Below are 23,385 nucleotides of genomic sequence, written 5' to 3'. Positions count from 1 at the left end.
CAAAATACCTCTCTAATTTAATCGTTGAATTCATATCAAAATCAGAATCTTTTGTAAGCGGATACAACTATGAAAGGGGGTGAAAATATGAAATCATATTTGTTAACTGAGATGACTTGGGAAGAAGTAAAGGATGCATTACATACTGTAAAACTAGCAATAATTCCAATCGGTGCACATGAACAGCATGGCCCTCACATGGTTGAAAGCTGTGATGCTGTACTAGCTGAGAAAATGGCTGAGAAATTAGCTGAAAAAATGTATCCTCATGTAATCGTAACGCCTACTGTCAATATGGGAGTCTCGCAGCATCATTTGAACTTTCCAGGAACCATTTCATTGCAACCGACTACGCTTATAGCAATTTTAAAAGATATGATCGTATCTCTTAAACATCATGGTATTCAAAAATTTTTATTTTTAAACTCTCACGGTGGTAATCAGTCAACTTTAAATGTTGCCAGTACTATGTTGTCAGAAGAGCTAGATGCAGAGATTTATTATGCCAAAACGACAGCTTCTGCTAAACTATCAATCTCAGAATCTATTCACTCGCCATTGTTCGGTCACAGCTGTGAACGAGAAGTGTCAGAAGCACTTTACTTGGCTCCTCACTTAATTAGACAAAATAAAATTACTAAAGGAAGCATCCAAAACGAAGGTAGATGGAAGCAGCTACGACCTGGTAAAGCTATTCAAGGGTTTTATCGATACGAAGAAATGACGACTAATGGTTGCATTGGAGATGCAACGAAAGCAAGTTTCGAAATAGGGGAAAAGATTGTAGGTGAAGCACTCGAAAACCTTTCAAACGAACTCCAAATGCTATTACATCTAGAAGAAGAATGTAAGTTGTAAGTACCTATAAATGAGAGGGTGGGGTTTATGGATTTAACTGTTGCTCACTGGCTTTATGGTATCATGACACTTGTTGTAATTGTGACTATGTTGTTTCGAAAAGGGGTTGTATTGCCTACTATTATTGGAACCTTTCTTGTTTCTGTTGCTTATAAAGGTTCAGTTGTTGGTGGATTTCAAGCTTTGTTCAACGCAAACCTTGTAGCAGCAAAGGAGCTATTTACCATCTTTTTAATCATCACTTTTATGGTAGCTTTATTACATTCGTTAAAAGATACTGGAGCAGATGAAAGAATGATTGCTCCGATGCAAAAGGTGATGAAAAACGGGCATATTGCTTTTGCGGTTCTATTAGTTGTCACATACGTCATTTCTTTATTCTTCTGGCCTACTCCTGCCGTTCCGCTTATTTGTACGTTATTAGTACCTGCGGCTATTCGTGCTGGTTTGTCGCCAATTGCATGTGCCATGGTTGTCTCAATTGCAGGGCAAGGTATGGCATTATCTTCAGACTATATTATGCAGATTGCCCCAATGCTTACTGCAAAAGCTGCTGGTATTCAAACGTCAGCTGTGTCAGGTAAAGTCTTGATTCTTTCTTTAATTACAGGAGGAGTTGCAATCGCGATTACGTACTTTACTGAACGAAAATCGATCGGTAAATCAGAAAGTGAAGCTTCATTGCAACATTTACAGTCTCTTATAAACAAAAATGCTTCCGCAAATGAAATAGCTGCTGCAACAGAAGTTACAGTAGATGATAGAGAGCGTGAAAAATGGGGGAAAATATTTGCTGTATTAGTCCCACTATCATTACTAGCAGTTATCATATTTATGTTTTCAACGAAAATCGGTAATGGCAAAATGAGTGGTTTTGAAGGAGGAGACGGTGCAGCATTTATCGGTGGTGTTGCGACTATGTTGTTGGTCGTAACATGTGTAGCGTTCCGTCGTTTACAAGCACTTGATAAAATTAGTGAGCATATTACAGAAGGATTTGTATTTGCATTTCGTGCAATGGGACCAGTTATTCCGATTGCAGCATTCTTCTTCTTAGGCAGCTCGGACTTTAGCGGTACTATTTTTTCCTTAGGAGAAAATGTAGCAAAGCCAGCGTTCTTAGTTGATTTAGTTCAGGCTGGTCAATCGATCATTCCACATAATTCGGTTTTAACGGCGTTTGGTCTATTAATTACTGGAGCGATTACTGGGTTAGAAGGTTCAGGATTTTCTGGATTACCGCTAGTTGGCGCTTTATCAGGAGCATTGGCACCTGGAGTTGGTATGGAACCTGGAACGCTAGGAGCAATCGGACAAATGGGATCTGTGTGGACAGGTGGTGGAACGTTAATTGCGTGGTCGTCATTGGTAGCGGTTGCTAGTTTTTGTGGTGTGAATGTTTTAGAGTTAGCTAGGAAAAACTTATTTCCTGTTGTTACAGGTCTAATAGTCTCTACCATTGTCGCTCTCGTTATATGGTAGAGCACTTTTTTAGAATTTAGAAAAATTAGAAAATTTAATAAAAAGTATTTACAAACAAAAATCAATGGGTTACTATAAGGTTAGTTGGTATACCAAATACAAAATACAAATAATCACTCTTATTTAGTAGTTTTTATAGGTGTTTTAAGTGATTTGGTATACTTCGATTTTTCAACTAAACTATTAAACTACATAAACATATTGGAGGAGGAGTTAGGATGACTAGATTATTATCTAAAGATGAGTTTCGTAAGGAGTTAGAAGAAGCGATTAAAGGGAACCATAGCCAAAAAGCGCCTTTTACTGTAGCATGGGCTGAAGGAAAATTAGAGCGTAGTCACTTCGCTCGCTGGGCTGAAAATCATTACCATTATGTTGGACCTTTTGCAGATTACTTAGCTTATATCTACCACAACACTCCAAACTTACCAAAATATGAAGATGCAAAAGATTTCACATTACAAAATATGTACGAAGAAGAAATCGCTGGAGATCGCCATACAGACTTATTAATTCGATTTGCAGAAGCTTGCGGAACAACTCGTGAGCGTGTATTAGATCCTAACAATATGGCACCTACAACGCTTGGATTACAAAGCTGGTGTTTTGCGGTAGCAGCACGTGAAAACTTCGTAGTGGCAACTGCAGCATTAGTTGTAGGACTTGAATCTCAAGTTCCAGACATTTATCGTAAGCAAACTCCAGCATTACGTGAGAAGTACAACTTTACAGATGAGGAGATTGAATTCTTCGACTTACACATCGTATCAGATGAAATTCACGGAGAGCGTGGATACAAAATTGTACTTGATCATGCTGATACTCCAGAGTTACAACAACGTTGCTTAGAAGTAGTTCGTACTGGTGCAAAAATGCGTCGAATGTATATGGATGGCTTATGGAGAGAATATCTTGAAAAGGATTTAGGTGCTCTAGTACAAGCATAATAATTAGAAAATAAAATGGCAGTTTCCGACTAGGGAACTGCCATCTTGTTCAGAAAGGATGATAAATTTGCTAACTACTAAACTAGAAACTTATAAAAATTACATATCTGGAAGTTGGGTCGAGTCAGTAGATAATAAAACGTTCCAAAGCGTAAACCCTTCTAATAAGGAAGATATTGTCGGTACATTTCAGGCATCTACAGAACAAGACGTGATTCAAGCAATTGATGCAGCAAGCGAGGCTTTTCCTGCCTGGGCACAAACTCCACCATCTAAACGTGCAGCTATTTTAAATAATGCGGCAGCAATACTTGAACAGAGAGTGGAACAACTAGCTGAAGAATTAACACGAGAAGAAGGAAAAGTGATAAGCGCGGCCAAACAGGAAGTGCTTCGCTCAGCGGAAACGCTTCGTTTTTATGCAATAGAGGGACAAAGCTTTACGGGGGAAACTTTCCCGAACGATGATCCAAATATGAGAGTCACAACAGAAAGGGAGCCTCTTGGTGTTATTTCAGTCATTACACCATGGAATTTTCCATTATCTATACCATCAAGAAAGATTGCTCCAGCATTAATTACTGGAAATACAGTTGTTTTCAAACCTTCATCTGATACACCTTTAATTGCATTTCGACTTGTTGAGGCGCTTCATGAAGCTGGTATACCAAAAGGAGTTATCAACTTTGTAACAGGAAGTTCGTCCGATATCGGGGATATTTTAGTTAAACATCCTGCTATACGAGGAGTTACTTTTACTGGATCTACTAGTGCAGGGGAACATATTCATAAAAACACATCCTTTACTACAAGAACACAAATGGAGCTTGGTGGAAAAAATCCTTTAATTGTAATGGATGACGCAGATGTTGATTTGGCAGTTAATCTAACCGTGAATGGGGGCTTTCACCTTACTGGTCAAGCATGTACAGGCACTAGTCGTGTAATTGTAATGAAGGAAGTAAGGGAACAATTTGTTCAGAAATTAGTGGAAAAAACAAGTGCTTTAAAAATTGGCGACGGCTTTGACGAAGGTGTTATTATTGGACCTCTAGCAAACGAAAAGCAGTTAAAAAACGTGCTGAAGTATATAGAAATTGGTAAAGAAGAAGGGGCTACTCTTGAATATGGAGGCAGGCAGCTTGCGTATGGAAAATACGAAAACGGCTACTATATTGAACCGGCTATCTTTACGAATGTAAAGTCAGATATGCGCATTGCTAAAGAAGAGATTTTCGGCCCAGTAGTTGCTGTGATTGAAGTTGAAAGTTATGAAGAAGCCGTTTTAATTGCTAACGATGTTGAATATGGTTTATCTGCATCGATTATTACTAATAATTTGAAACTCGCTCATCAATTTACAAAAGATGTTCAAGCAGGGACAGTTAAAGTAAATCGTACAACGACAGGTAATTTGATGAATGCTCCGTTTGGTGGAGTAAAACGCTCTAGTACATCTACATTCCGCGAATCAGGCAGAGTTGGACTTGAATTCTTTACACAAATAAAAACAGTCTATATCGGTTACTAAAGGAGGATTTTAAATGAAAAAAATATTAAAATTAGAACTAGATGAAGCAAAAGTAATGATTGAAGCTGCTAAGAAAAAATCAGAAGATATCAACGTTCCGGAGACGATTGCAATAGTAGATGACGGAGGATATGTCATTGCACTTGAACGAATGAATGGTGCTCGTATTACTGGGCCTGAAATTGCAATTGCTAAAGCATATACGGCAGCTGGGCATAAACGCTCGACTCATTTATTTAATACAGAACCAAATGGACCAGCCCTACCTGGAAATGAAGCATTTGGAATACAACATATGCTAAATGGAAAATTTGCAATTTTTGTTGGCGGTTTTCCAATTGTAGTAAATGGGGAAGTCATTGGTGGCGTGGGGATCAGCGGTGGAAATGGAGAGCAGGATACAGCGGTTGGAACAGCTGCTTTACAAGCATTGCAAGAGTTCCTTTCAAATGACGGTTATGAAGTTGTGACTGATGCAGACATTAAAAAATAATATTTTGGAGGCGGTTAGGTGTTGTTCCTACATCGCCTTTTTTGGTTTACAAACATTTGAATAGTAAACTAACTGGGATTAAAGTTTTTATTTAAAGGCAATAAAAGTAGTTAGCTATAAGAAGATTTACTTATAAAAGAAAGATAATAGAGATCAAAGGACTATTAATAATTTACATAGCAAAGTTCCTTGTGTAAGGATGAAAGATAGGTATTTCATTACTTATGCTCGATTAGTCTAATAAAAGATAATATAATAGAAATATTAATTTACTTTTGAAAAAATGGTGTTACACTATTTTAAAATAGGCAAGAATTAGGAGGTTAACAACAGTTAATTTAAATTTATAAAAATTTCACAATTTGTTCTAAATGCAAATTACTAATTGTGTATATATATACATGAGGTGAGTAATTTGAAAACTGATTCGATAAGTGGAACTGAACAAACTCTTAATAATGTGAATAAAACATTGATACTTGCGAAAAAAGTAAGATTAAGACCAACTAAAGAACAAGAAACACAATTATGGAAATCAGTGGGAACTGCCAGATGGGCTTATAACTGGGCATTGGCTAAGCAAGAAGAAAGTTATAAAAACAGTGGGAAGTTTATTTCTGATGACCTGTTAAGTAAAGAATTGACTGGTTTAAAACAAATTGATGAATTCTCTTGGATATATGAAGTATCGAATAATATTACAAAACAAGCGATAAAAGATCTTTGTAATGCGTATGAAAAGTTTTTTAGAGGGTTAGCAGAAAAACCACGGTTCAAAAGTAAAAGAAAATCAAAACCATCCTTTTATAACGATAATGTGAAGTTGAAAGTAAAAGGAAAGAAAGTGTTGATTGACAAAGTCGGTTGGGTTATAGTTTCTGAATGTATATAAGATAAAAAATACTATAATCCCAGAATTAGCTATGATGGGAAATACTGGTATATATCTGTTGGGGTTGAAAAATCAAAACCAATAGTGGAACTGACAAATGTCTCACTTGGTATTGATGTGGGGATAAAAGATTTAGCCGTATGTTCAGATGGAACCAAGAAGAAAAATATTAACAAAACAAGCACTGTGAGAAGAGTAGAGAAACGCCTACGTAGGTTGCATCGTCAAGTTTCTCGTAAATATGAAATGAATAAGGAGGGACACCGTTTCGTCAAAACATGCAATATTATAAAAATCGAAAAGAAGATACAACAATTCTATAGAAGGTTGTCAAATATCAGGCTAAACCATCTTCATCAATCCACGAGCGAGATCGTGAAAACCAAACCTTATCGCATTGTAATGGAAAATATAAATTTCAAGGGAATGATGAAGAATAAGCACCTTTCAAAAGCGATCGCGAAGCAGTGTTTATGTAAATTCAAACGCCAAATTCAATATAAATGTGAAAAATATGGCATTGAATTTGTTGAAGCTGATAAATGGTACCCATCTTCTAAAACGTGTTATAGTTGTGGAAATAAAAAAATGATTTAAGACTATCAAACCGATATTTCAGATGTGAATGCGGTCATGAAATCGTTCGAGATTTAAACGCAGCGATTAACTTGTCACGATATATATTAGTAATCTGACACTTAGAATGTTATTACTGATATGTAGGATTTGTTGTATCCGAATTTACGCCCTTGGAGTATTATACCAAACGAAAGTAGCCTAACTAGGCAAAATCGGACACGTGGAAAAGGGAAATAAACGAAATCTATAAAAATACGTTATGTATTGATTTTTATAAGTTTTTGGCAACGGCAGGTGAATGGAATGGATATAGAAACTAATTTTCTTTCAATCCGCGAACATGCGTATAGATATTTAAAAGAATTGATTTTAGAGGGGCATTATAAGCCAGGTGATCGCTTAATTGAACGGGAGCTTGCTATAAAGCTAAATATTAGCCGAACACCTATTAGAGAAGCTTTATTCCGCTTAGAATCGCAAGGGTTTGTGAAAACGGTTCCGCGTAAAGGTGTTATCGTTTCGAATATTTCTGATGAAGACATTATGGAAGTGTTTACGATTTTATCTTCACTAGAAGTGTTAGCAGCAAAATTAGCTGCAAAAAAAATGACGGATGAAATTCAAAAAGAGTTTGATCAGAAAATCGAAGAGCTTCTTTATATTGAAGAACATTCAGACGAAACCTTCGAGAACGAACATATCGAAATGAATCTCCTATTATATAAGGCAGCAAGAAGTCCAAAGTTATTTGAAATTTTATCTGGCTTAACAGATTATATCCATATGTCTGCTAATATGGGGTACGAAACGCCTGGAAGACGTAAGGAATCTTTGAGGGAACATATTGAGATCATGAAAGCAGTACGAAATAAAGAAATAGAAATGTCAGAGTATTTAACGAAAATTCATATCGAAAATTCTAGACGTGCGTACATGAACTACATAGAAAAAAGAAAAGAAAAAACAACGTAAACATAGTCTGGACATATTTTAATCCCTTTTAATATAAAAAGCCTCATTTAGTTTGACTGTTAGATTGTCTAGACTAAAGGGGCTTTTTATTTTTAGCGAAGAAAGTAAGTTTCGTATTTCACAAATAGTATAAGCGGAAATTCTAGATCCCAATTACGATAGAGGACGTTCTATTTTTTAAAGTATTACAAATACTCATTGCTACAATATACCCCGTCTTTGGATTAGTAGCAGAAGGAATATTTTGCACCTTTACTTCCATTTCACCAAAAAATCCTTTTACAAAAATTTGGTGTGTATTACTGGTTATGCTTGGATCCACATATACTTGAACTTTTGTTTTATCAAATCCGATTCCAGCAAGACTCAAGATTGCTGAAACATTCGTGCTTTCCGGAAAAAGCTTAGAAGATTCTCTAGCAACACCACTATAAATGCAAAATGGCTCTTTAACGTTGTCTAAATCTACCTTTTCCTCTGCAATTGTTCCTCGCCAAGCACTCGGAGGTTTTCTAGTTACAAGTTTCACTTCATCAACGCTTTGTAACATTGAAGCAGCAACACGATCCAATCCAGCAATTGCTGCAGAAGGAATGATGATCTTGCTGTTAGTAAGCTTTGCAGCAGTTTCTAGTTCTGCTAATAATGCATCATCTGCAAGTGCACCTACAGAAGCGATGACAAAATCACAATTAGAAGATAGTGTCTTTTTCCCATACTTGTAGACAGCTTCATGACCTGCAGCTTCGATAATAATATCCAATCCCAATCCGAAAAAAGCCTCTTCATTTTCGTAAAATAAATCGCTTATATGCGATTCGTATTGATCTTTTCTTCGTACTAGAATCGCCTTTAATAATACATCCCCGGCCTTGCCTTCGTTTATATATTTGACAATATCCTGTCCAATCGCTCCATATCCGATTAATCCGATAGTAAGCACATTCATCACCCCATATTTTGAAAATTAAGACGTATTTGGTATACAAAATATTATATCAGACCGGTATATAAAAACAAATAGAGTAATATAAATTTAGAAAAATAGCTTTATATATGTAATTATTATATTGTCAGAAAATTGTAAATATGGTATATTGTATACCAAAGAGATAAAGAGGAGGATTTAAATTATGCCGAAACTAAATTTTGCTACTAGTGGAAAAGTATTAGAAGTACCGGAAAACTCCAATATTTTACGAATGTCTCTTCGATTTGATGGAGAACTACCAAATCGATGTGGTGGAGGCGTTTGTGGATCCTGCGTTTGTAAAATTGAAGAGGGTACTGTTGATCATATAAAAGTGCAGGAGCGTCGAAAACTTGGTGAAGAATGGTTAAGCAAAGGATTTCGTTTAGGATGCCAAGCTTTCATTACCGACGAAGATGTAACGATTTCATGGAATGAAGATGTAACAGATCAAGTGAAAAAACGAAAATTAGATCATCCGAAAAAGAAAGTGACATCAACACCATAAAATCCAATTTTAAGAGCGGGAGTGAATGATATGTTGTTAGTATGCGACAAACATATGAAAGAAGCCTTAAAGTTAGTAGAAATGCCTCAAATTCAAATAGCTCAAACTAATGAGACATGCTCTTTTTGTAATGAGGAGACATCGCTTTTAATGAATATGGTCAATCAACCTAATCGAGTTAAGAAAAAACCATGTGGCAAATGTGTGAAATGCTCTTGCCTTATTGCAAACTAAAAGAAAGATAAACTAAAGGGATGGATTTTATGAAACAGTTAAACATCTTTATCGCCTTTTTCAGAAGCAGTATGCTTGGATACGGAGGTGGACCATCGACCATTCCTTTAGTACATAAAGAAGTGGTTGAACGTTTTAAATGGATGAATGACGAAGAATTCGGAGATGTGCTCGCTATTGGAAACACACTGCCAGGACCGATTAATACAAAAATGGCAGGATATATTGGGTTCAAAGTTGGCGGTAAAATTGGAATGATTAATGCAATTGTTGCAACGATTCTACCGACGATTATTTTAATGGTCATCTTATTGACAACTCTAGTGACATTTAAAGATCTAAAATGGGTACAAGGGATGACTAAAGCGATCGTTCCGGTAGTTGGAGTCATGCTTGCTGTGTTAACTTGGCAATTTGTAGAAGCTTCCGTCAAGGGGCTAAAATGGCCCTTTACAATCGGACATATTTTGGTAGGAATTGTTTTAATGCAATATTTTCATATACATCCTGGATTTATTATTGGTGGGCTTCTGTTATTTGCGGTAGTTAAGCCAACCAAATCAATTGAAGGTAAAAAATCAAAAGGACTGTCTGCATAATGGTATATTGGAACATTTTCTGGGCGTTTTTTGTTGCTAATATTTTAGGGTATGGAGGAGGCCCTGCAACTATTCCTCTTATTCAAAAAGAAGTCGTCAGCAGAGGATGGCTTACGCATCAAGAATTTAATGAGACTCTTGCTATGGGGAACTCACTGCCAGGACCGATTGCTACGAAAATGGCAGGGTATATCGGATTTCATGAAGGTGGTATACTAGGTTCAGTTTTGGCTGTATTCGCTACAGTTGCACCGTCATTAATCCTCATGCTGACTTTAATGGGAATTTTGTATAAATATCGTCATTCGATCCAAGTTAAGCGAATGACTCTTTATGTCAAGCCAACAATCGCAGTTTTACTTGGCGTGATGGCTTATAATTCATTTCATGATTCATATTTTCAAATTGGTATTGGACAATTTTTATTTTTAGGATTAATTAGTTACATATTAATGGAGAAAGTAAAGCTACACCCAGCTTTTATTGTAATGGGAGCTTTATTGTACGGTGGATTAAATTTATAATTAGAAAAAAGGGTAAGCAAATTTCATTGAATTTGCTTACCCTTTTTTGCACATTAAGAAAGTATAAATTTGCAGCGCTTTTAATTTGTTATTGTAATCTACTTTCAACTTGTTGACAAACTTGATCAGCCGTTAAGCCACTTGCCTCGATTACTGATCCTTGTGTAGCCACATTTTGCATTCCCATTACATTTGAATCAAGTCCTGTTACTACGCAGCAATCGCAACCATTTGCATCAGATTCTTGTTTTAATTCAACAACATCGTGTCCCGCTGAACGTAATGCTTCTTGAACATTTGTTAAAGATTGTTCTACTCCGATTCTAGCCATGAAAAACACCTCCTCAGAAATATAAGATTTGCAATTTACAGGAAAAATATTCTTTGAATAAAGAAGTTTAAGTTTAGAAAAAGTAAAGATGGAGGTGTTTAATATGGGAAAAACTAAAAAAGATCCATCTAGAGTGGGCTTAGGGTCACCAAATGTACAAGGTCAAGGGACTACTACATCTGAAACTGGTGTTGAAATGTCTTCAAGTAGAAAAAAACAAAAAAGAGATTAACTAAAGACTGAAATACCCTATTTTATAAGACAAGTTTCGCCACCTATTTTATATAGGTGGCTTTTGATTATGATAAAAATATTAATATATGTAAGAGGAATCTACGATTGTTAAGAAGAATTAAGAACTTAATTAAATAATCTTGTTATAATACATTACATCAATTATGGAGTAATGTATTTTCTTTTTATTTAAACTAATTGAGAAAGTAGATGAATGAACAGATGAATCATATTGTAAATGGTGATGTGGTTGGAGGAAAAATAAAGTCTTTAAATGGTAATATGATTGTATGGAGAGAAATGTATGATTTTGGGCCTCTTAGTAATGAGTGGACTTTAGATGAAACATATAAAAGAAGAGCAGAGTTTTTTGAACAAAAGCTACAAATTCCTTTGAGTTTTTTTATTGAAAATTGCCGAAAACAATATGAATTATTAAACGAATTATCCCGTTCTGAGGAAGTTGTACTATGGTTCGAACATGATCGATACGATCAGGTGACAATACTTTATTTATTATCGGAATTATCGGCACTTGGTTTTCAAAAAATTTCGATGGTTAGTATAAATGAATATGAGGGAATTGTACCTTTTCATGGATTAGGTCAATTATCATCAGAACAATTAATCGAATTACTTCCAACTAAACAGGAAATTACAAACGAACAAATAGAAGAAGCTTGTGCAGGATGGAAAGCTTATTGTTCAGATAAAAAAGATGAACTTAATGAGTTTATTCAAAAATGTCATGCGCTACCGTTTTTAAAACAAGCTTTATTAAGCCATAAGACATATTTTCCTTCTCAACAGAATGGATTAAATGAAGTTGAGTTTTTAGCATTATCAATGATACATGATGGTATTAACTCATTTGGAGAACTATTTAATAAACTCGTAAGACAAAGAACAAATGATGGATTAAGTGATTTATATTTCGCAGCAATTTTAAATGAATTAATGAAAGGTGATCACCCTTTAATAAGTAGTGACAGTAATTTACCAAGTTATAAACAACATAACCCAAAAGCAAAAATTGAAATAACTAGATGGGGATTAGACGTACTAACGGGGAAAGCAAATCGAATGAATTTAATTGGAATAGACTGGTGGGTTGGAGGGGTTCATTTAGTTGAAAAAGCATTTAAAAATAACATTTAAGGTCATTTAATAATAATGGATGTTGTATTTAAATCAAAGAACAAAGTTTTTAATTTAAGGGTAGCAGGTATTTGGATTGAAAATGGGCATGTCCTAGTTCATCACTGGAAAGTGAAACAGTTTGGTCTTTACCTAGTGGTAGAATAAAATTCAATGAAGAATCAATTATAAGCTTAAGAAGGGAGTTCACCTTAAGAATTAGGAATAGAAGTTGAGATTGATCAGATGATGTGGACAGTAGAAAATTTCTTTACTTATAAAGGAAATGATATTCACGAAGTAGGTCATTACTATAAAATAGAATCTGAGTACAAGCCTACTAGGTCAATGAATGAACCATTTTATGGTATTGAAGGAAATCGACTAATTTTTAAATGGGTAAGTTTAGAGAATCTTGAAGAAATCGAATTATACCCAGAATTTTTGTGAACAAAATTAAAGGAAGTTCCAACCAAAAATCATTTTATCGTAAAAGATAATTGAAATCATTATAGAGGTGGTAATATGCGCCCGATATTATTAGGAGTATTAGCAGCATTTTTCTTTTCAATCACATTTATTTTAAATCGCTCAATGGAATTATCCGGTGGAAGTTGGATTTGGAGCGCATCCTTAAGATACTTTTTTATGGTACCTTTTTTATTAATCATTGTTATCTCTAGAAGAAATTTATATGAACTATTGAAAGAAATGAAAGGGAAATTAAAAAGTTGGATTTTATGGTCAACAATTGGATTCGGTTTGTTTTATGCACCAATTTGTCTTTCATCAGTTTACTCTCCAGGATGGCTCATAGCTAGTTCGTGGCAGATCACAATTTTATCTGGGTCACTATTAGCACCATTTTTCTTGATTTCAATTCAAACATCAAATGGAGCCCGAAAGGTACGTGGAAAAATTCCTTTTAAAGGATTAGGAATGTCTTTACTAATCATATTTGGTATTTTATTAATGCAGGTTGAGCTAGCTACAAAAATAGCTATTTCAACAGTTATAACGGGGATTTTACCAGTTATTATTGCCTCATTTGCATACCCACTTGGCAATCGAAAAATGATGGAAATATGTGATGGAAAGCTGGATGTATATCAACGCGTTTTAGGAATGACATTAGCAAGTTTACCGTTTTGGATCATCCTATCAATCTATGGTTTATATACTGAAGGACTACCAAGTCAAAACCAAATTTCACAATCATTAATTGTAGCGATCTCATCAGGCGTGATTGCTACTGTATTATTTTTTCAAGCTACTGATTTAGTAAGGGGAAATATGCAAAAATTAGGAGCTGTAGAAGCAACCCAATCCATGGAAGTATTATTCACAGTAATTGGTGAAATGATCATCTTATCATCAGCATCTCCATCAATTATTTCTTGGATTGGTATGATTATTATTATGATCGGCATGATCTTACATAGCTATCTATCGCAGAGGGGAAAGTCTGTACAGCAGGATAAGGAAACTGTTAACTTATAAAAAGGGTATTGGAGTGAGATTGTAGAAAAATTATTAAATATATTTTGATTCAAGTTTTTAGGGAACATAGATGTAATAAAAATTGATAGTATGTACTTTATGAATAACTAATTAGCAGGGAGAGGTGATTAATATGAATAAAGAATTCACTGAATCACATGTAATAGATAAAAATAAGAATTCAATATCCATCTTAACACCAAAAGATTTTAGTTTTAAAGAATGTTTAGTATTTTTAGCACAGTCGAAGAATGAAGTACTCCATCAAGTTAAAGGGGAGTATTTTTTTAAGCTTATTAAAATAGAAAATAAACTAATCTTACTAAAAGTAAGTAGTAATCATAACCAATTATTAATCGAATTTCCTGACCAAAATCCGAATGATGAAATAAAAGTAGATGCAGCAGCATTTATTTGGGATTTATTTGATTTAAACAGAGACCTAACCAAGTTCTATCAATTAAGTAATGATAATCAAATGCTACAGTTGTTAATTGAACAGCATTTTGGACTTCGCGTAATTGGAATTCCGGATTTATTTGAAGCATTTACATGGGCAATTATGGGCCAACAAATCAATTTAACATTTGCATTTTCTTTAAAAAGAAGTTTTGTTGAAAAATATGGAGAAAGCTTTAGATGGAAGGATGAAATTTTTTGGTTATTTCCAACTCCGGATGTAATCTCTAAACTTGAAGTTTCCGATTTAACTAGTCTGAAATTTACGACACGAAAAGCTGAATACGTGATTGGGATCGCAAAATTAATGACAGAAGGATTCATTTCAAAAGAATCTTTAAATCGTTTAGATTCATACGAGAAAAAGTTAACTAAGCTATTAGAAATTCGAGGTGTTGGAAACTGGACTGCTGATTACGTTTTAATGAAATGTTTACATGAAAAATCTGCGTTTCCAATTGCCGATGTAGGAATACATAATGCATTAAAAAATCAACTATCATTAGCGAAAAAACCTTCAATTGAAGAAATTAAAAAAATGGCTACAAAATGGAAGGGCTGGGAAGCTTATGTAACGTTTTATTTATGGAGATCATTATATTCCTAGATAAGTAATACAAAGCAAAGTCCACTAAAAATGAAAAATCCCTCTATTTTTCGATACATAATTGGTTTTTATTGTTAAAATAATGTGAAGTAACAAGAATAATTGGGGGATCAACATGAAAGGACTTATTTTATTAATTGTAATGGCTATGATTGGACTTAGTGGGTGTTCACAGCCAACAGCATCAGTTAATACTGAATCTGATTCAAAAATTACAGTTGAGCTTATAAAATGTATTGATGGCGATACTGCCAAATTTACAGAAGTTGGAACAACGAGATTCTTATATATTGATACGCCAGAAAGTACAAGAACGATTGAGCCATATGGAAAAGAAGCTTCAGCATATACATGTAATCTATTAAAAAATGCAAAAACAATTCAGCTTGAGTATGATGGACCTAAAAAGGATAAATATAATCGAACACTGGCATGGGTTTGGATTGATGGTAGTCTAATTCAAAAAGAAATCATAAAAAAAGGCTATGTTGAAAAATTTTATGATTATGGTAATTATTCCTATGAATCAGAGCTAAGAAGTTTACAAGCAACTGCCAGGCAGCAGGGTGTTGGTTTATGGAGCAAAAATAAAGCGAATCAAACAACAACAAAAAATTCGTCTAACAGTAAGAAATAGTATTTTAAAAATTGCACTGACTTAAGAAAAGTTTATCCAAATGGAGTATCTAAAGGGAATAAAGTATATCAAGAACAAATGGATCGTGATCATGATAATTATGCATGTGAAAGGGAATAAAAACACCTAATACTAGGTGTTTTTTATTAATCATTAGGTCTTTATTTTCTAATTGAACTCCTGACTTTTGGAATTATGAAGTTAATCTCTAAATATTTTAAAAGAGAAGCAACTCTACAAAGGAATTTCGGTTTAATAATCGAATAGTATTAGTGCCTAAAAAATTATTATTACAATCTTGTTTAATAATGACAAAATATAAATAAGAAAAATTGAAGAGGACGGGACTATGATTAAATTTTTTAAACGACTATTTAGTAAAGAAAAAACAAATCAAGTTACATTGCCATTAAAAGAAACTCGTTCCCTATCAAAAGTGGAAATCGAATATATTATTAGTGAGTTTACTGAAAAACAGAATAAACTAGTAGATGTACTGAAAAATAATGCAGTTAATAATGCTGATATTGAGTTTAATGAACTAATCACAAATAGAATTACGAATAATTTAAAGTACAGAATACCTTTTTTAGAAATTGAATTAATTTATTTAAATAATGTCTTAAGAGGAAGGAAAGTAAAATCAATAAAATATAAATTGTTTCATCAAGTAAGAGATACTGAAACGACAGAAATAACAGATATGGTTATAAATCAAGGATACTCTTTTGTTCCTTCTGTAGGTTATTTAAAAATTGGATAAAATCATGATGTAGCCCCACAAGGTGTAAGGTTCCTTGTGGGGTTTATGTTTTTCTTGAACTGTTTACCCTTGATCGTGAGTTTCAATATTCACATTTGCCATTGATTTAGGTAAATCGTTAACCTCATATGCCACCCTTATTCCTGATTCGATTGCACCTTGAATCCAACCTGGAGCTGTAGAAGTGTGATCACCTGCAAAATGGATCAGTCCTTCTGGAGTGGAAATAAATGGGGCAATCTCTGTTTGCTGGTCAGGTTTGTAAATAGCAAAAGCTCCACCTGAAAAAGGATTTTCTGACCAACTAAATGAATTACCAGTAATAAACTCACTATATATTTCTTTTCCGTAAATTTTGGCTAAATTTTCTAGCGCATTTTCTATTTTTTCTTTTTCAGTTAAGCTATCCCAAATTGATGCGTTATCTTCCCATGTATAGCTTGCTAATATGACACCTGGACCTTCTGAGCCAACGGATTGGCTCGGGAAATAGGAATAACGAACAGGTAAATCAGAAATCATTTTTCCTCCAATAAAACCTGCTTTCTCCCAAAATCTCGTTTTAAATTGTAATCCAATTTTAGTCGAAGGAACATAATGTAATTGTCGGATCGCTTTATATTTGTTATAAGAAAATAAATTGCGTGGAATGATTTCAACGAAGTTTAGTAATGAAAAAGGTATGGTAATGATGGCTAAGTCTCCAGTGACCGTATATGCCTGCGAGGTTTGTGTATCCTCTGTATGAATAGTTACAGAAGAGTCGTGTTGTTCAATTTTTCTCATTTTTTGATGATAAAAAATATTTTCATGTAATTCAGGTAGGAATGAATACGGTAAGTGATCATTTCCACCTTTAATTTCATAAAACTTTAGTCCAGGAGTAAATAGAATCATTACTTCTCGAAGTAAGGCAGTGAATGAAAGCTCAGGAAAGCCTTCCATCCCAAGCATAACCTTGATCATATCAATTGCTCCAACCGATAATGTTCTACCATATGGATTATATTTCAAATAATATTCCATCGAATAACGATCAAGTAATTTAATAACGATTTCCCAATTCTTTTTTGGATTCTTTTTTATGAAGTCAGTTACAGGTTGCATGGCGTATTGAGCCAAATATTCAGCTGTTTTACCTTTTTCAGATGGTGAAGTAGGAAAGTTAAGAATGTCGGGATTTTCTTCATAAATCTTCTGAAGGGTTCTTACATCGTTTACGAATATAATATCTTCTGGAGTGCTATTAATAAATTCTTCTAAAGGTAGGTTAAATTTCTTAATATATTCTAATACAAGTAAGTGAATAGATGGTATTCTCATAGCACCATTTTCCATATACTGTCCTGCATAAAAATTACGATTAGTAAAAATACGACCACCAATACGATTATTTCCTTCGAGAATCGTTACTTCATGTCCTGCTCCTTTTAAAAGTGAAGCAGCTACTAAACCAGATATACCAGCACCAACAATGATTATATGTTTAGGTTCAAGTGTTTTTGGTAGTCCTGTTCGAATTGTTTGAAGCATTTGTTCCATTGATATAGGAGGCTCCATACTCACTGTCATAATTTCGCTCCTCTATTATTTATGACATTCATAGAAGTTTATTCAAAAATAGAGGAATATAGAAGAGTTTAAAGAAAGGATTTAGAAATTGAATAGGCAAAAGAAAAAGAGCTTGAAAAAACAAGCTCTTTTAGTTTGTAGAAAAAGTCACTAAAAATTTGCTACTTTTTACGTCTAAATAGGTTAACGATAAATACGATAATTGCGATAATTAATAGTATATGAATTAGTCCACCTGCAATATGGAAAGTAAAATAACCTAATACCCATAAGATTAAAAGAATAAAAAATAAAATCCACATAATATGAACATTCCTTTCTTAATGACTGTATTATTACCATGTCCAATTTTAACTTTCATATCCATTTATTAAATATAAAAGTAAAAAAGCTACCAAAATAGGTAGCTTTCAGACTGTTGACAAGTGTCTTAAAATTTATCAAATACAGTGTAAGGCATCTGTCTCTTATGTCTAGATTTATTAAACCATGATTCGATTTTAGCTTGAGAGTCACTATTAATTTCTTTACCTTCTAAGTAGTCATCAATGTCATCGTATGTAACACCAAGAGCGACTTCATCTGCTAATTGTGGGCGATCTTCTTCAAGGTCAGCTGTCGGAACTTTTTTATATAGTTTAGGTGGGCAATTTAATTCTTTTAGCAACATCTTTCCTTGACGTTTATTTAAACGGAAAATCGGACAAAGGTCTGAACCACCATCACCATATTTAGTGTAAAAACCAGTAATAGCTTCAGCTGAATGATCAGTACCTAAGACAACACAACCATTCATAGCAGCGATACTATATTGAGCTTTCATTCTTTCACGAGCTTTTTCATTACCTTTTGCAAAATCAGTAAGGTCAATGCCAATATCTTTTAATGTTTTAACACTAGCATCTACAGCTGCTTTAATATTCACTGTGTAGGTCTTTGTTGGTTGGATAAACTTTAAGGCTTCTTGGCAGTCTTCTTCGTCCATTTGAACGCCATATGGTAATCGAATTGCGATAAATAGATAATTTTTTTCTGATTGCTCACTATTTAATTCATCTATTGCCATTTGTGCAAGTTTACCAGTTAACGTAGAATCTTGACCACCTGAAATACCTAATACAAAACCATTTAAAAAAGGATGTTTTTTAAGATAGCTTTTTAGGAAATCAATACTGATTCTTATTTCTTCTTTAGGATCGATAACTGGTTTTACTTTCATTTCTTCGACGATTTCTTTTTGTAAATTGTTCAATCTTCATTCTCCTTTTGATACAGATTGTATTTTTTAATATAAGCGTAGCAATCCTCAGGCAATAAATATCTTGGCTCGCCGCCTTTAGCAAACTCTTCTCGGATATATGTTGAACTAATTTCCATCGCTAATCCTTTATCAATTAGATGAAATCTTGAACCATTATCATTATTTCTTAATAAGGGAGAACGTGAGATGGTCTTTAGCATATCAATTCCATCACGGGCCATTACAATGAATTTATTTTCGGAAACTAATTGATCCCCGTATTTCCATTTTCCTTCTGCAATATCTTCTAGGAGATCAGCACCCATTATGAAATAAACTTCATCTTCACTATACTTCGCTTTAAAATGGTTCATTGTATAGTAAGTGAATACTTCCCATGCCTCTTTACTCATTTCATAATCGTCTGCAATAAACTTTGAGTTGTTTTGAATTGCCAATTTTAACATATTCCAACGATGTTCATCAGTATTATGTAATTGTTTATCTCTTCTTTTTGAAGAGCATGGTAAAAAGATAACTTTGTCTAATTGACAACGATGAGCAATCGTACTCGCAGTCCATAAATGAACATTTGTAATTGGATCAAACGAACTGCCATAAATCCCAATTTTAGCCATTTTTCATTTCCTCTGTTTTCTTTCTAGCTTCTGCTATTTTTTCCATTTTGTTATCCCAACATTTTTGACTTAAGTCTACAGGATATTCTTCAGGGTTTAATGCACGTTTGTATTCTTCCCAAAGCACACTCAAATTCTTTTCAGCAAAATCCTGAATGTCTTTTATCGCAGGCACTTTGTAGACTAATTCACCTTTAGTAAAGATTTGGTGATGAAGTTCTCTAGCTTCAAAATTAGTTACAAACTTACTGATATATGGATGAATCGGATGGAATAACTTTATTTTTTCCTCAGACCCCGGCTCTTCATCTTCAAGAGCAATATAATCAGCCTCAGCATGATGGTTAACTGTATTAATAATTCGATACAATTTCTTTAGTCCAGGAGTTGTTACTTTTTCAGGGTTTTGAGAAATTTTGATTGTATCAATCATTTTCCCATTTTCATCTTCAATACTTACTAATTTATAAACAGCTCCAAGAGCCGGTTGATCATATGCTGTAATCAGCTTTGTTCCGATTCCCCAAGAATCAATTTTGGCTCCTTGTGATTTTAAATTTAAAATTGTGTATTCATCTAAATCATTCGAAGCAACTATTTTTGTATTTACGAAACCAGCTTCATCGAGCATTTTTCTAGCTTCTTTCGATAAATAGGCTAAGTCACCACTATCTAGTCGGATTGCTGCAAAGTTAATTTTATCACCTAGTTCTTTTGCGACTTTAATCGCATTAGGTACTCCACTTTTTAGTGTATCGTATGTATCAACCAGGAATGTACAGTTGTAATGACGATCTGCATATTTTTTGAAAGCTATGTATTCATCTCGATATGCTTGCACTAGCGCATGAGCATGTGTACCTGAAACAGGAATGTTAAATAATTTACCAGCACGAACATTACTAGTCGCATGAAATCCACCAATATAAGCAGCTCTTGCTCCCCAAATTGCAGCATCAAATTCTTGAGCGCGTCTTGTTCCAAATTCCATTAGCGTATCATTACCAACGATATGTTTAATTCGTGAAGCTTTAGTAGCAATTAATGTTTGATAATTTACGATGTTTAAAAGGGCTGTTTCAATTAATTGCGCCTCTAATAGTGGGGCCTCAATCCTTAAAATTGGCTCATTCCCAAATACTAATTCGCCTTCTTGAATTGCTCTAATTGATCCTGTGAATTTTACACCTGATAAAAATTGAATAAATTCATCTTTATATCCTAGTTCTTCTTTTAAATAGTCAAGATCTGAACTGCTAAATTTAAAGTTCTGCAGATAACTAATTATTTTTTCTAAACCTGCAAAGATTGCATATCCATTTCCAAATGGGAGTTTACGAAAATAAAGTTCAAAAACAGCATTTTTATTGTGGATATTGTCTCCCCAGTAAGTTTCCGCCATATTAATTTGATAAAGGTCTGTATGAAGTGCAAGGCTATCATCTTGAAAGTTGTAATTCATCTTATTTCCGCCCCTAAAGTATTTTTAAAATGACTTAATGCCCATTCATGCCCAGCTGCATTAAAGCTTGCAACAGCCTGCTGGTGAACGACTATTTTATAACCCTTATTATAAGCATCGACCGCTGTATGTAATACACAAATATCAGTACAAACTCCTATTAAATGAAGTTCGTTAATTTGTCTTTCATTTAGTTTTATCTCAAGGTCTGTTCCTGAAAAAGCTGAGTAACGAGTTTTATCCATCCATTTAATAGTTGAATTTCCTTTTGATGAATTGTATAAGTCCATTAATCCACCATATAAATCTCTTCCTTTAGTATGTCTAATATTATGAGGTGGAAATAATTTTGTTTCGGGATGAAACGGATCATTTTCATCATGGACGTCAACTGCAAATACAACATAATCTTGACTTTCAATGAAATTTTTAGTTATTTGTAGAATACTTTGCTCAATTTCCTGCGCTGGTTTTCCACAAGTTAAAGAACCTGCATCTGCTACAAAGTCATTCGTATAATCAATAATAATGAGCGCTTTTTTATCCATATAATAGTCACCCCAAGTAATAAGAATGTTAAATTTTTCACATGTTAGAAAAAATTTAATTAGTGTTCATCTTCAATATTATTACAAGTTAATTCATATGAAAACCTAAATTTTGGAAAGATCATTTTTATAGTATTAACTTTACAATTAAAAATTACTATTTGCCGTAGGTTTTGTAACCTATGTAGCTATTAGAGGAATTTAATGAAATGTACCGAACTTACTAATAGATTAATTTACAAGTTAGAAGAGGTGACATGATGGAAGTAATTCGTGCAAAATCAGAGGATATTTCAGAAGTAGCGAATTTATTTGATCAGTACAGAATGTTTTATAAACAAGATAGTAATTTAAACGGAGCAATTGATTTTATAACAGAAAGAATCAATAACAATGATTCTGTTATTTTTCTTGTAAAAGAAGAAGATAGGTCTTTAGGATTTACTCAGTTATATCCTTCATTTTCATCTGTATCGATGAAAAAGTTATGGATTTTAAATGACTTATATGTAACCAAAACTGCTAGACAAAAAGGAGTAGCCCAATTGCTCTTAAATGCAGCAAAGAAATTTGCGATTGAATCGAAAGCAAAGGCATTAGATTTACAAACTGCGATTGATAATAAATCGGCACAAGCGTTGTATGAAAAAAATGGCTATCAAGTGGACAAAGAATTTCTTTCGTATTCATTAAATTTAGAAGAGATAAGTTCATCAATTGATGAAAATATTTTAGAGTAAATCGTCAAAGAACTATTATTAAATACTTTGAAATAGATTAATAAAGTGTTGATCATTTAGAAAATGCATTCCCTTCCCTGCATGAGTATCAGGCATATTGTTTCTTTATTTTAGGTTTTTCTTAAATTAATTTAAGTTTAGGGGGACGAAAAAATGTTCGATCAATCTGATTATGAATGCCGAGTAGAATGGGGGAAAAGGGGAGCTAGGGAAGCAGCGGAACGTGGGGATATTACAATCATTGTTGATGTTCTTAGTTTTTCATCGACTGTTGTTTCAGCAATATTTCAAAACGCAATCATTTATCCGTATCCACCAAATTTAGATGGGAAAACTTATGCTAAAAAGATTGGAGCGGAGTATATTTTAGGAAGAAATGAAGCGGCAGTTTTAGGGAAGGCAACACTTTCGCCTGTCTCATTTAATGAACGTCATACCAATAATAAATTTGTTTTATGTTCTCTAAATGGGGCATTTTGTTCATGGATTGCTTCAAAGGTGCCCGCGTTATTGATTGGTTCTTTACTTAATGCTTCTTCGGTTGCAAGGTTGGCTAATCGCTTAAAAAACAAAAAAAATGTTAATATAACAGTCATTCCGTGCGGTGAGGTTTGGAATGATTTACATGAAAATGAGGATGCACTAAGACCTTCCATTGAAGATTATTTAGGAGCAGGAGCAATTTTAGCCGAGTTAGAAGGAACAAAATCACCTGAGGCGGAAGTTTGTATTGGTGCGTTTCTTCACTCGAAACATAAAATTAAAGATTTGATTTGGGAATGTGGAAGTGGAAGAGAGCTAAGAATGAAGGGTTTTGAAGATGATGTTAAGCATTGTAGCCAATTGAACTGTTTTAAAGTAGTCCCAGTTTTAAAAAATAATTGTTTTGTTAATGGACTAGAATTAGAAAAAGGATGAAATAAAATTC

Annotated in this window: 26 protein-coding genes and 2 pseudogenes; 20 read left to right on the top strand and 8 right to left on the bottom strand. The window is 33.8% G+C overall.

Features of this window, described 5'->3' with window-relative positions; translation table 11 throughout:
- The first annotated feature begins 87 nt into the window (after window positions 1-87).
- The 7 genes and pseudogenes from B6K90_RS08070 to B6K90_RS08040 all read left to right on the top strand — a co-directional run bounded on the left by B6K90_RS08070 (window position 88) and on the right by B6K90_RS08040 (window position 7,754).
- Window positions 88-858, top strand: coding sequence for a creatininase family protein (locus tag B6K90_RS08070; RefSeq protein WP_088012219.1), 771 nt, complete (start codon window positions 88-90; stop codon window positions 856-858).
- A 27-nt stretch (window positions 859-885) separates the two neighbouring features.
- Complete coding sequence (locus tag B6K90_RS08065; RefSeq protein ID WP_088012218.1) at window positions 886-2,340, top strand: hypothetical protein; 1,455 nt, start codon at window positions 886-888, stop codon at window positions 2,338-2,340.
- 218 nt (window positions 2,341-2,558) lie between these two features.
- A complete protein-coding gene (locus B6K90_RS08060; protein ID WP_056471818.1) occupies window positions 2,559-3,287 on the top strand; it encodes a TenA family transcriptional regulator in 729 nt (242 codons plus the stop codon).
- A gap of 58 nt (window positions 3,288-3,345) precedes the next feature.
- Complete coding sequence (locus tag B6K90_RS08055) at window positions 3,346-4,818, top strand: aldehyde dehydrogenase family protein (protein ID WP_088012217.1); 1,473 nt, start codon at window positions 3,346-3,348, stop codon at window positions 4,816-4,818.
- Window positions 4,819-4,831: 13 nt separating this feature from the next.
- Entirely contained in the window at window positions 4,832-5,311 is a 480-nt protein-coding gene (locus tag B6K90_RS08050) for a GlcG/HbpS family heme-binding protein (protein ID WP_088012216.1), read from the top strand.
- A gap of 472 nt (window positions 5,312-5,783) precedes the next feature.
- Window positions 5,784-6,898: pseudogene (locus B6K90_RS24120) on the top strand (RNA-guided endonuclease InsQ/TnpB family protein).
- 187 nt (window positions 6,899-7,085) lie between these two features.
- Entirely contained in the window at window positions 7,086-7,754 is a 669-nt protein-coding gene (locus B6K90_RS08040) for a GntR family transcriptional regulator (protein ID WP_088012215.1), read from the top strand.
- Window positions 7,755-7,896: 142 nt separating this feature from the next.
- On the opposite strand, the gene B6K90_RS08035 is transcribed toward B6K90_RS08040, so the two are convergent.
- On the bottom strand, window positions 7,897-8,703 hold the full coding sequence (locus B6K90_RS08035; protein WP_235821749.1) for an aspartate dehydrogenase: 807 nt from the start codon (window positions 8,701-8,703) through the stop codon (window positions 7,897-7,899).
- Window positions 8,704-8,887: 184 nt separating this feature from the next.
- Between B6K90_RS08035 and B6K90_RS08030 the strand changes: the two genes are divergently transcribed.
- The 3 genes from B6K90_RS08030 to B6K90_RS08015 all read left to right on the top strand — a co-directional run bounded on the left by B6K90_RS08030 (window position 8,888) and on the right by B6K90_RS08015 (window position 10,589).
- The gene (locus tag B6K90_RS08030) at window positions 8,888-9,232 is read left to right on the top strand and encodes a 2Fe-2S iron-sulfur cluster-binding protein (protein ID WP_088012213.1); all 345 of its coding nucleotides are present in this window, start codon (window positions 8,888-8,890) and stop codon (window positions 9,230-9,232) included.
- A gap of 263 nt (window positions 9,233-9,495) precedes the next feature.
- Window positions 9,496-10,065: a chromate transporter gene (locus B6K90_RS08020; RefSeq protein WP_088012211.1), complete on the top strand. Its 570-nt coding sequence runs from the start codon at window positions 9,496-9,498 to the stop codon at window positions 10,063-10,065.
- Entirely contained in the window at window positions 10,065-10,589 is a 525-nt protein-coding gene (locus B6K90_RS08015; RefSeq protein WP_088012210.1) for a chromate transporter, read from the top strand. Before B6K90_RS08020 ends, B6K90_RS08015 begins: the two co-directional genes overlap by 1 nt.
- An 88-nt stretch (window positions 10,590-10,677) precedes the next feature.
- Here the strand turns inward: B6K90_RS08015 and B6K90_RS08010 are convergent, their stop codons facing one another.
- Complete coding sequence (locus tag B6K90_RS08010; RefSeq protein WP_088012209.1) at window positions 10,678-10,920, bottom strand: YkuS family protein; 243 nt, start codon at window positions 10,918-10,920, stop codon at window positions 10,678-10,680.
- A gap of 103 nt (window positions 10,921-11,023) precedes the next feature.
- On the opposite strand from B6K90_RS08010, the gene B6K90_RS08005 reads away from it, so the two are divergent.
- The 8 genes and pseudogenes from B6K90_RS08005 to B6K90_RS07970 all read left to right on the top strand — a co-directional run bounded on the left by B6K90_RS08005 (window position 11,024) and on the right by B6K90_RS07970 (window position 16,257).
- Window positions 11,024-11,152, top strand: a complete 129-nt coding sequence (locus tag B6K90_RS08005) for a YuzL family protein (protein ID WP_088012208.1) — start codon at window positions 11,024-11,026, stop codon at window positions 11,150-11,152.
- A gap of 212 nt (window positions 11,153-11,364) precedes the next feature.
- Window positions 11,365-12,312, top strand: coding sequence for a DUF1835 domain-containing protein (locus B6K90_RS08000; RefSeq protein WP_088012207.1), 948 nt, complete (start codon window positions 11,365-11,367; stop codon window positions 12,310-12,312).
- A 225-nt stretch (window positions 12,313-12,537) separates the two neighbouring features.
- Window positions 12,538-12,741: an NUDIX hydrolase gene (locus tag B6K90_RS07995; protein WP_088012206.1), complete on the top strand. Its 204-nt coding sequence runs from the start codon at window positions 12,538-12,540 to the stop codon at window positions 12,739-12,741.
- Window positions 12,742-12,816: 75 nt separating this feature from the next.
- Complete coding sequence (locus B6K90_RS07990) at window positions 12,817-13,791, top strand: DMT family transporter (protein ID WP_088012205.1); 975 nt, start codon at window positions 12,817-12,819, stop codon at window positions 13,789-13,791.
- Window positions 13,792-13,924: 133 nt separating this feature from the next.
- Window positions 13,925-14,857, top strand: a complete 933-nt coding sequence (locus B6K90_RS07985; protein WP_088012204.1) for a DNA-3-methyladenine glycosylase family protein — start codon at window positions 13,925-13,927, stop codon at window positions 14,855-14,857.
- A gap of 115 nt (window positions 14,858-14,972) precedes the next feature.
- Window positions 14,973-15,494, top strand: coding sequence for a thermonuclease family protein (locus B6K90_RS07980; protein ID WP_088012203.1), 522 nt, complete (start codon window positions 14,973-14,975; stop codon window positions 15,492-15,494).
- Window positions 15,495-15,509: 15 nt separating this feature from the next.
- A pseudogene (locus tag B6K90_RS24525) lies at window positions 15,510-15,614 on the top strand (excalibur calcium-binding domain-containing protein); the annotation flags it as partial.
- Between the two features lie 229 nt (window positions 15,615-15,843).
- Window positions 15,844-16,257, top strand: coding sequence for a hypothetical protein (locus B6K90_RS07970; RefSeq protein ID WP_088012202.1), 414 nt, complete (start codon window positions 15,844-15,846; stop codon window positions 16,255-16,257).
- 63 nt (window positions 16,258-16,320) lie between these two features.
- Here the strand turns inward: B6K90_RS07970 and B6K90_RS07965 are convergent, their stop codons facing one another.
- The 6 genes from B6K90_RS07965 to B6K90_RS07945 all read right to left on the bottom strand — a co-directional run bounded on the left by B6K90_RS07965 (window position 16,321) and on the right by B6K90_RS07945 (window position 21,717).
- Entirely contained in the window at window positions 16,321-17,829 is a 1,509-nt protein-coding gene (locus tag B6K90_RS07965) for a flavin monoamine oxidase family protein (protein WP_088012201.1), read from the bottom strand.
- 161 nt (window positions 17,830-17,990) lie between these two features.
- Entirely contained in the window at window positions 17,991-18,131 is a 141-nt protein-coding gene (locus B6K90_RS23370) for a lmo0937 family membrane protein (RefSeq protein WP_170927396.1), read from the bottom strand.
- Between the two features lie 128 nt (window positions 18,132-18,259).
- Window positions 18,260-19,081 carry an ammonia-dependent NAD(+) synthetase gene (gene nadE, locus B6K90_RS07960; protein ID WP_088012200.1) on the bottom strand — a complete coding sequence of 274 codons (822 nt, stop codon included), beginning with the start codon at window positions 19,079-19,081 and terminating at the stop codon, window positions 18,260-18,262.
- The gene (nadD, locus tag B6K90_RS07955; RefSeq protein WP_056471873.1) at window positions 19,078-19,707 is read right to left on the bottom strand and encodes a nicotinate (nicotinamide) nucleotide adenylyltransferase; all 630 of its coding nucleotides are present in this window, start codon (window positions 19,705-19,707) and stop codon (window positions 19,078-19,080) included. Before nadD ends, nadE begins: the two co-directional genes overlap by 4 nt.
- Complete coding sequence (locus B6K90_RS07950; protein WP_088012199.1) at window positions 19,700-21,169, bottom strand: nicotinate phosphoribosyltransferase; 1,470 nt, start codon at window positions 21,167-21,169, stop codon at window positions 19,700-19,702. The genes nadD and B6K90_RS07950 overlap by 8 nt, the downstream gene beginning before the upstream one ends.
- Window positions 21,166-21,717, bottom strand: coding sequence for a cysteine hydrolase family protein (locus B6K90_RS07945; RefSeq protein WP_088012198.1), 552 nt, complete (start codon window positions 21,715-21,717; stop codon window positions 21,166-21,168). The genes B6K90_RS07950 and B6K90_RS07945 overlap by 4 nt, the downstream gene beginning before the upstream one ends.
- A 260-nt stretch (window positions 21,718-21,977) precedes the next feature.
- Between B6K90_RS07945 and B6K90_RS07940 the strand changes: the two genes are divergently transcribed.
- A complete protein-coding gene (locus tag B6K90_RS07940) occupies window positions 21,978-22,457 on the top strand; it encodes a GNAT family N-acetyltransferase (protein ID WP_088012197.1) in 480 nt (159 codons plus the stop codon).
- Between the two features lie 153 nt (window positions 22,458-22,610).
- A complete protein-coding gene (locus tag B6K90_RS07935; RefSeq protein WP_088012196.1) occupies window positions 22,611-23,375 on the top strand; it encodes a 2-phosphosulfolactate phosphatase in 765 nt (254 codons plus the stop codon).
- The last annotated feature ends 10 nt before the right edge of the window (window positions 23,376-23,385 follow it).

It is taken from the genome of Gottfriedia acidiceleris (assembly GCF_002128425.1).
Lineage (GTDB): Bacteria > Bacillota > Bacilli > Bacillales > Bacillaceae_G > Gottfriedia > Gottfriedia acidiceleris.
Note: the sequence above shows the minus strand (reverse complement) of the source record. Positions and strands in the feature narration are given on the sequence as shown.

Excerpts from the sequence above, each read along its gene's own strand:
- B6K90_RS07950 (WP_088012199.1), bottom strand. The coding sequence starts at position 21,169 with ATGAATTACAACTTTCAAGATGATAGCCTTGCACTTCATACAGACCTT.
- B6K90_RS08050 (WP_088012216.1), top strand. The coding sequence starts at position 4,832 with ATGAAAAAAATATTAAAATTAGAACTAGATGAAGCAAAAGTAATGATT.
- B6K90_RS08055 (WP_088012217.1), top strand. The coding sequence starts at position 3,346 with ATGATAAATTTGCTAACTACTAAACTAGAAACTTATAAAAATTACATA.
- B6K90_RS08010 (WP_088012209.1), bottom strand. The coding sequence starts at position 10,920 with ATGGCTAGAATCGGAGTAGAACAATCTTTAACAAATGTTCAAGAAGCA.
- B6K90_RS23370 (WP_170927396.1), bottom strand. The coding sequence starts at position 18,131 with ATGTGGATTTTATTTTTTATTCTTTTAATCTTATGGGTATTAGGTTAT.
- B6K90_RS08020 (WP_088012211.1), top strand. The coding sequence starts at position 9,496 with ATGAAACAGTTAAACATCTTTATCGCCTTTTTCAGAAGCAGTATGCTT.
- B6K90_RS08070 (WP_088012219.1), top strand. The coding sequence starts at position 88 with ATGAAATCATATTTGTTAACTGAGATGACTTGGGAAGAAGTAAAGGAT.
- B6K90_RS08030 (WP_088012213.1), top strand. The coding sequence starts at position 8,888 with ATGCCGAAACTAAATTTTGCTACTAGTGGAAAAGTATTAGAAGTACCG.
- B6K90_RS08015 (WP_088012210.1), top strand. The coding sequence starts at position 10,065 with ATGGTATATTGGAACATTTTCTGGGCGTTTTTTGTTGCTAATATTTTA.
- B6K90_RS07945 (WP_088012198.1), bottom strand. The coding sequence starts at position 21,717 with ATGGATAAAAAAGCGCTCATTATTATTGATTATACGAATGACTTTGTA.
- B6K90_RS08000 (WP_088012207.1), top strand. The coding sequence starts at position 11,365 with ATGAATGAACAGATGAATCATATTGTAAATGGTGATGTGGTTGGAGGA.
- B6K90_RS07940 (WP_088012197.1), top strand. The coding sequence starts at position 21,978 with ATGGAAGTAATTCGTGCAAAATCAGAGGATATTTCAGAAGTAGCGAAT.
- B6K90_RS08060 (WP_056471818.1), top strand. The coding sequence starts at position 2,559 with ATGACTAGATTATTATCTAAAGATGAGTTTCGTAAGGAGTTAGAAGAA.
- B6K90_RS07990 (WP_088012205.1), top strand. The coding sequence starts at position 12,817 with ATGCGCCCGATATTATTAGGAGTATTAGCAGCATTTTTCTTTTCAATC.
- nadD (WP_056471873.1), bottom strand. The coding sequence starts at position 19,707 with ATGGCTAAAATTGGGATTTATGGCAGTTCGTTTGATCCAATTACAAAT.
- B6K90_RS07980 (WP_088012203.1), top strand. The coding sequence starts at position 14,973 with ATGAAAGGACTTATTTTATTAATTGTAATGGCTATGATTGGACTTAGT.
- B6K90_RS07965 (WP_088012201.1), bottom strand. The coding sequence starts at position 17,829 with ATGACAGTGAGTATGGAGCCTCCTATATCAATGGAACAAATGCTTCAA.
- B6K90_RS07985 (WP_088012204.1), top strand. The coding sequence starts at position 13,925 with ATGAATAAAGAATTCACTGAATCACATGTAATAGATAAAAATAAGAAT.
- B6K90_RS08005 (WP_088012208.1), top strand. The coding sequence starts at position 11,024 with ATGGGAAAAACTAAAAAAGATCCATCTAGAGTGGGCTTAGGGTCACCA.
- B6K90_RS08035 (WP_235821749.1), bottom strand. The coding sequence starts at position 8,703 with ATGAATGTGCTTACTATCGGATTAATCGGATATGGAGCGATTGGACAG.
- B6K90_RS07970 (WP_088012202.1), top strand. The coding sequence starts at position 15,844 with ATGATTAAATTTTTTAAACGACTATTTAGTAAAGAAAAAACAAATCAA.
- B6K90_RS07995 (WP_088012206.1), top strand. The coding sequence starts at position 12,538 with ATGATGTGGACAGTAGAAAATTTCTTTACTTATAAAGGAAATGATATT.
- B6K90_RS07935 (WP_088012196.1), top strand. The coding sequence starts at position 22,611 with ATGTTCGATCAATCTGATTATGAATGCCGAGTAGAATGGGGGAAAAGG.
- B6K90_RS08040 (WP_088012215.1), top strand. The coding sequence starts at position 7,086 with ATGGATATAGAAACTAATTTTCTTTCAATCCGCGAACATGCGTATAGA.
- B6K90_RS08065 (WP_088012218.1), top strand. The coding sequence starts at position 886 with ATGGATTTAACTGTTGCTCACTGGCTTTATGGTATCATGACACTTGTT.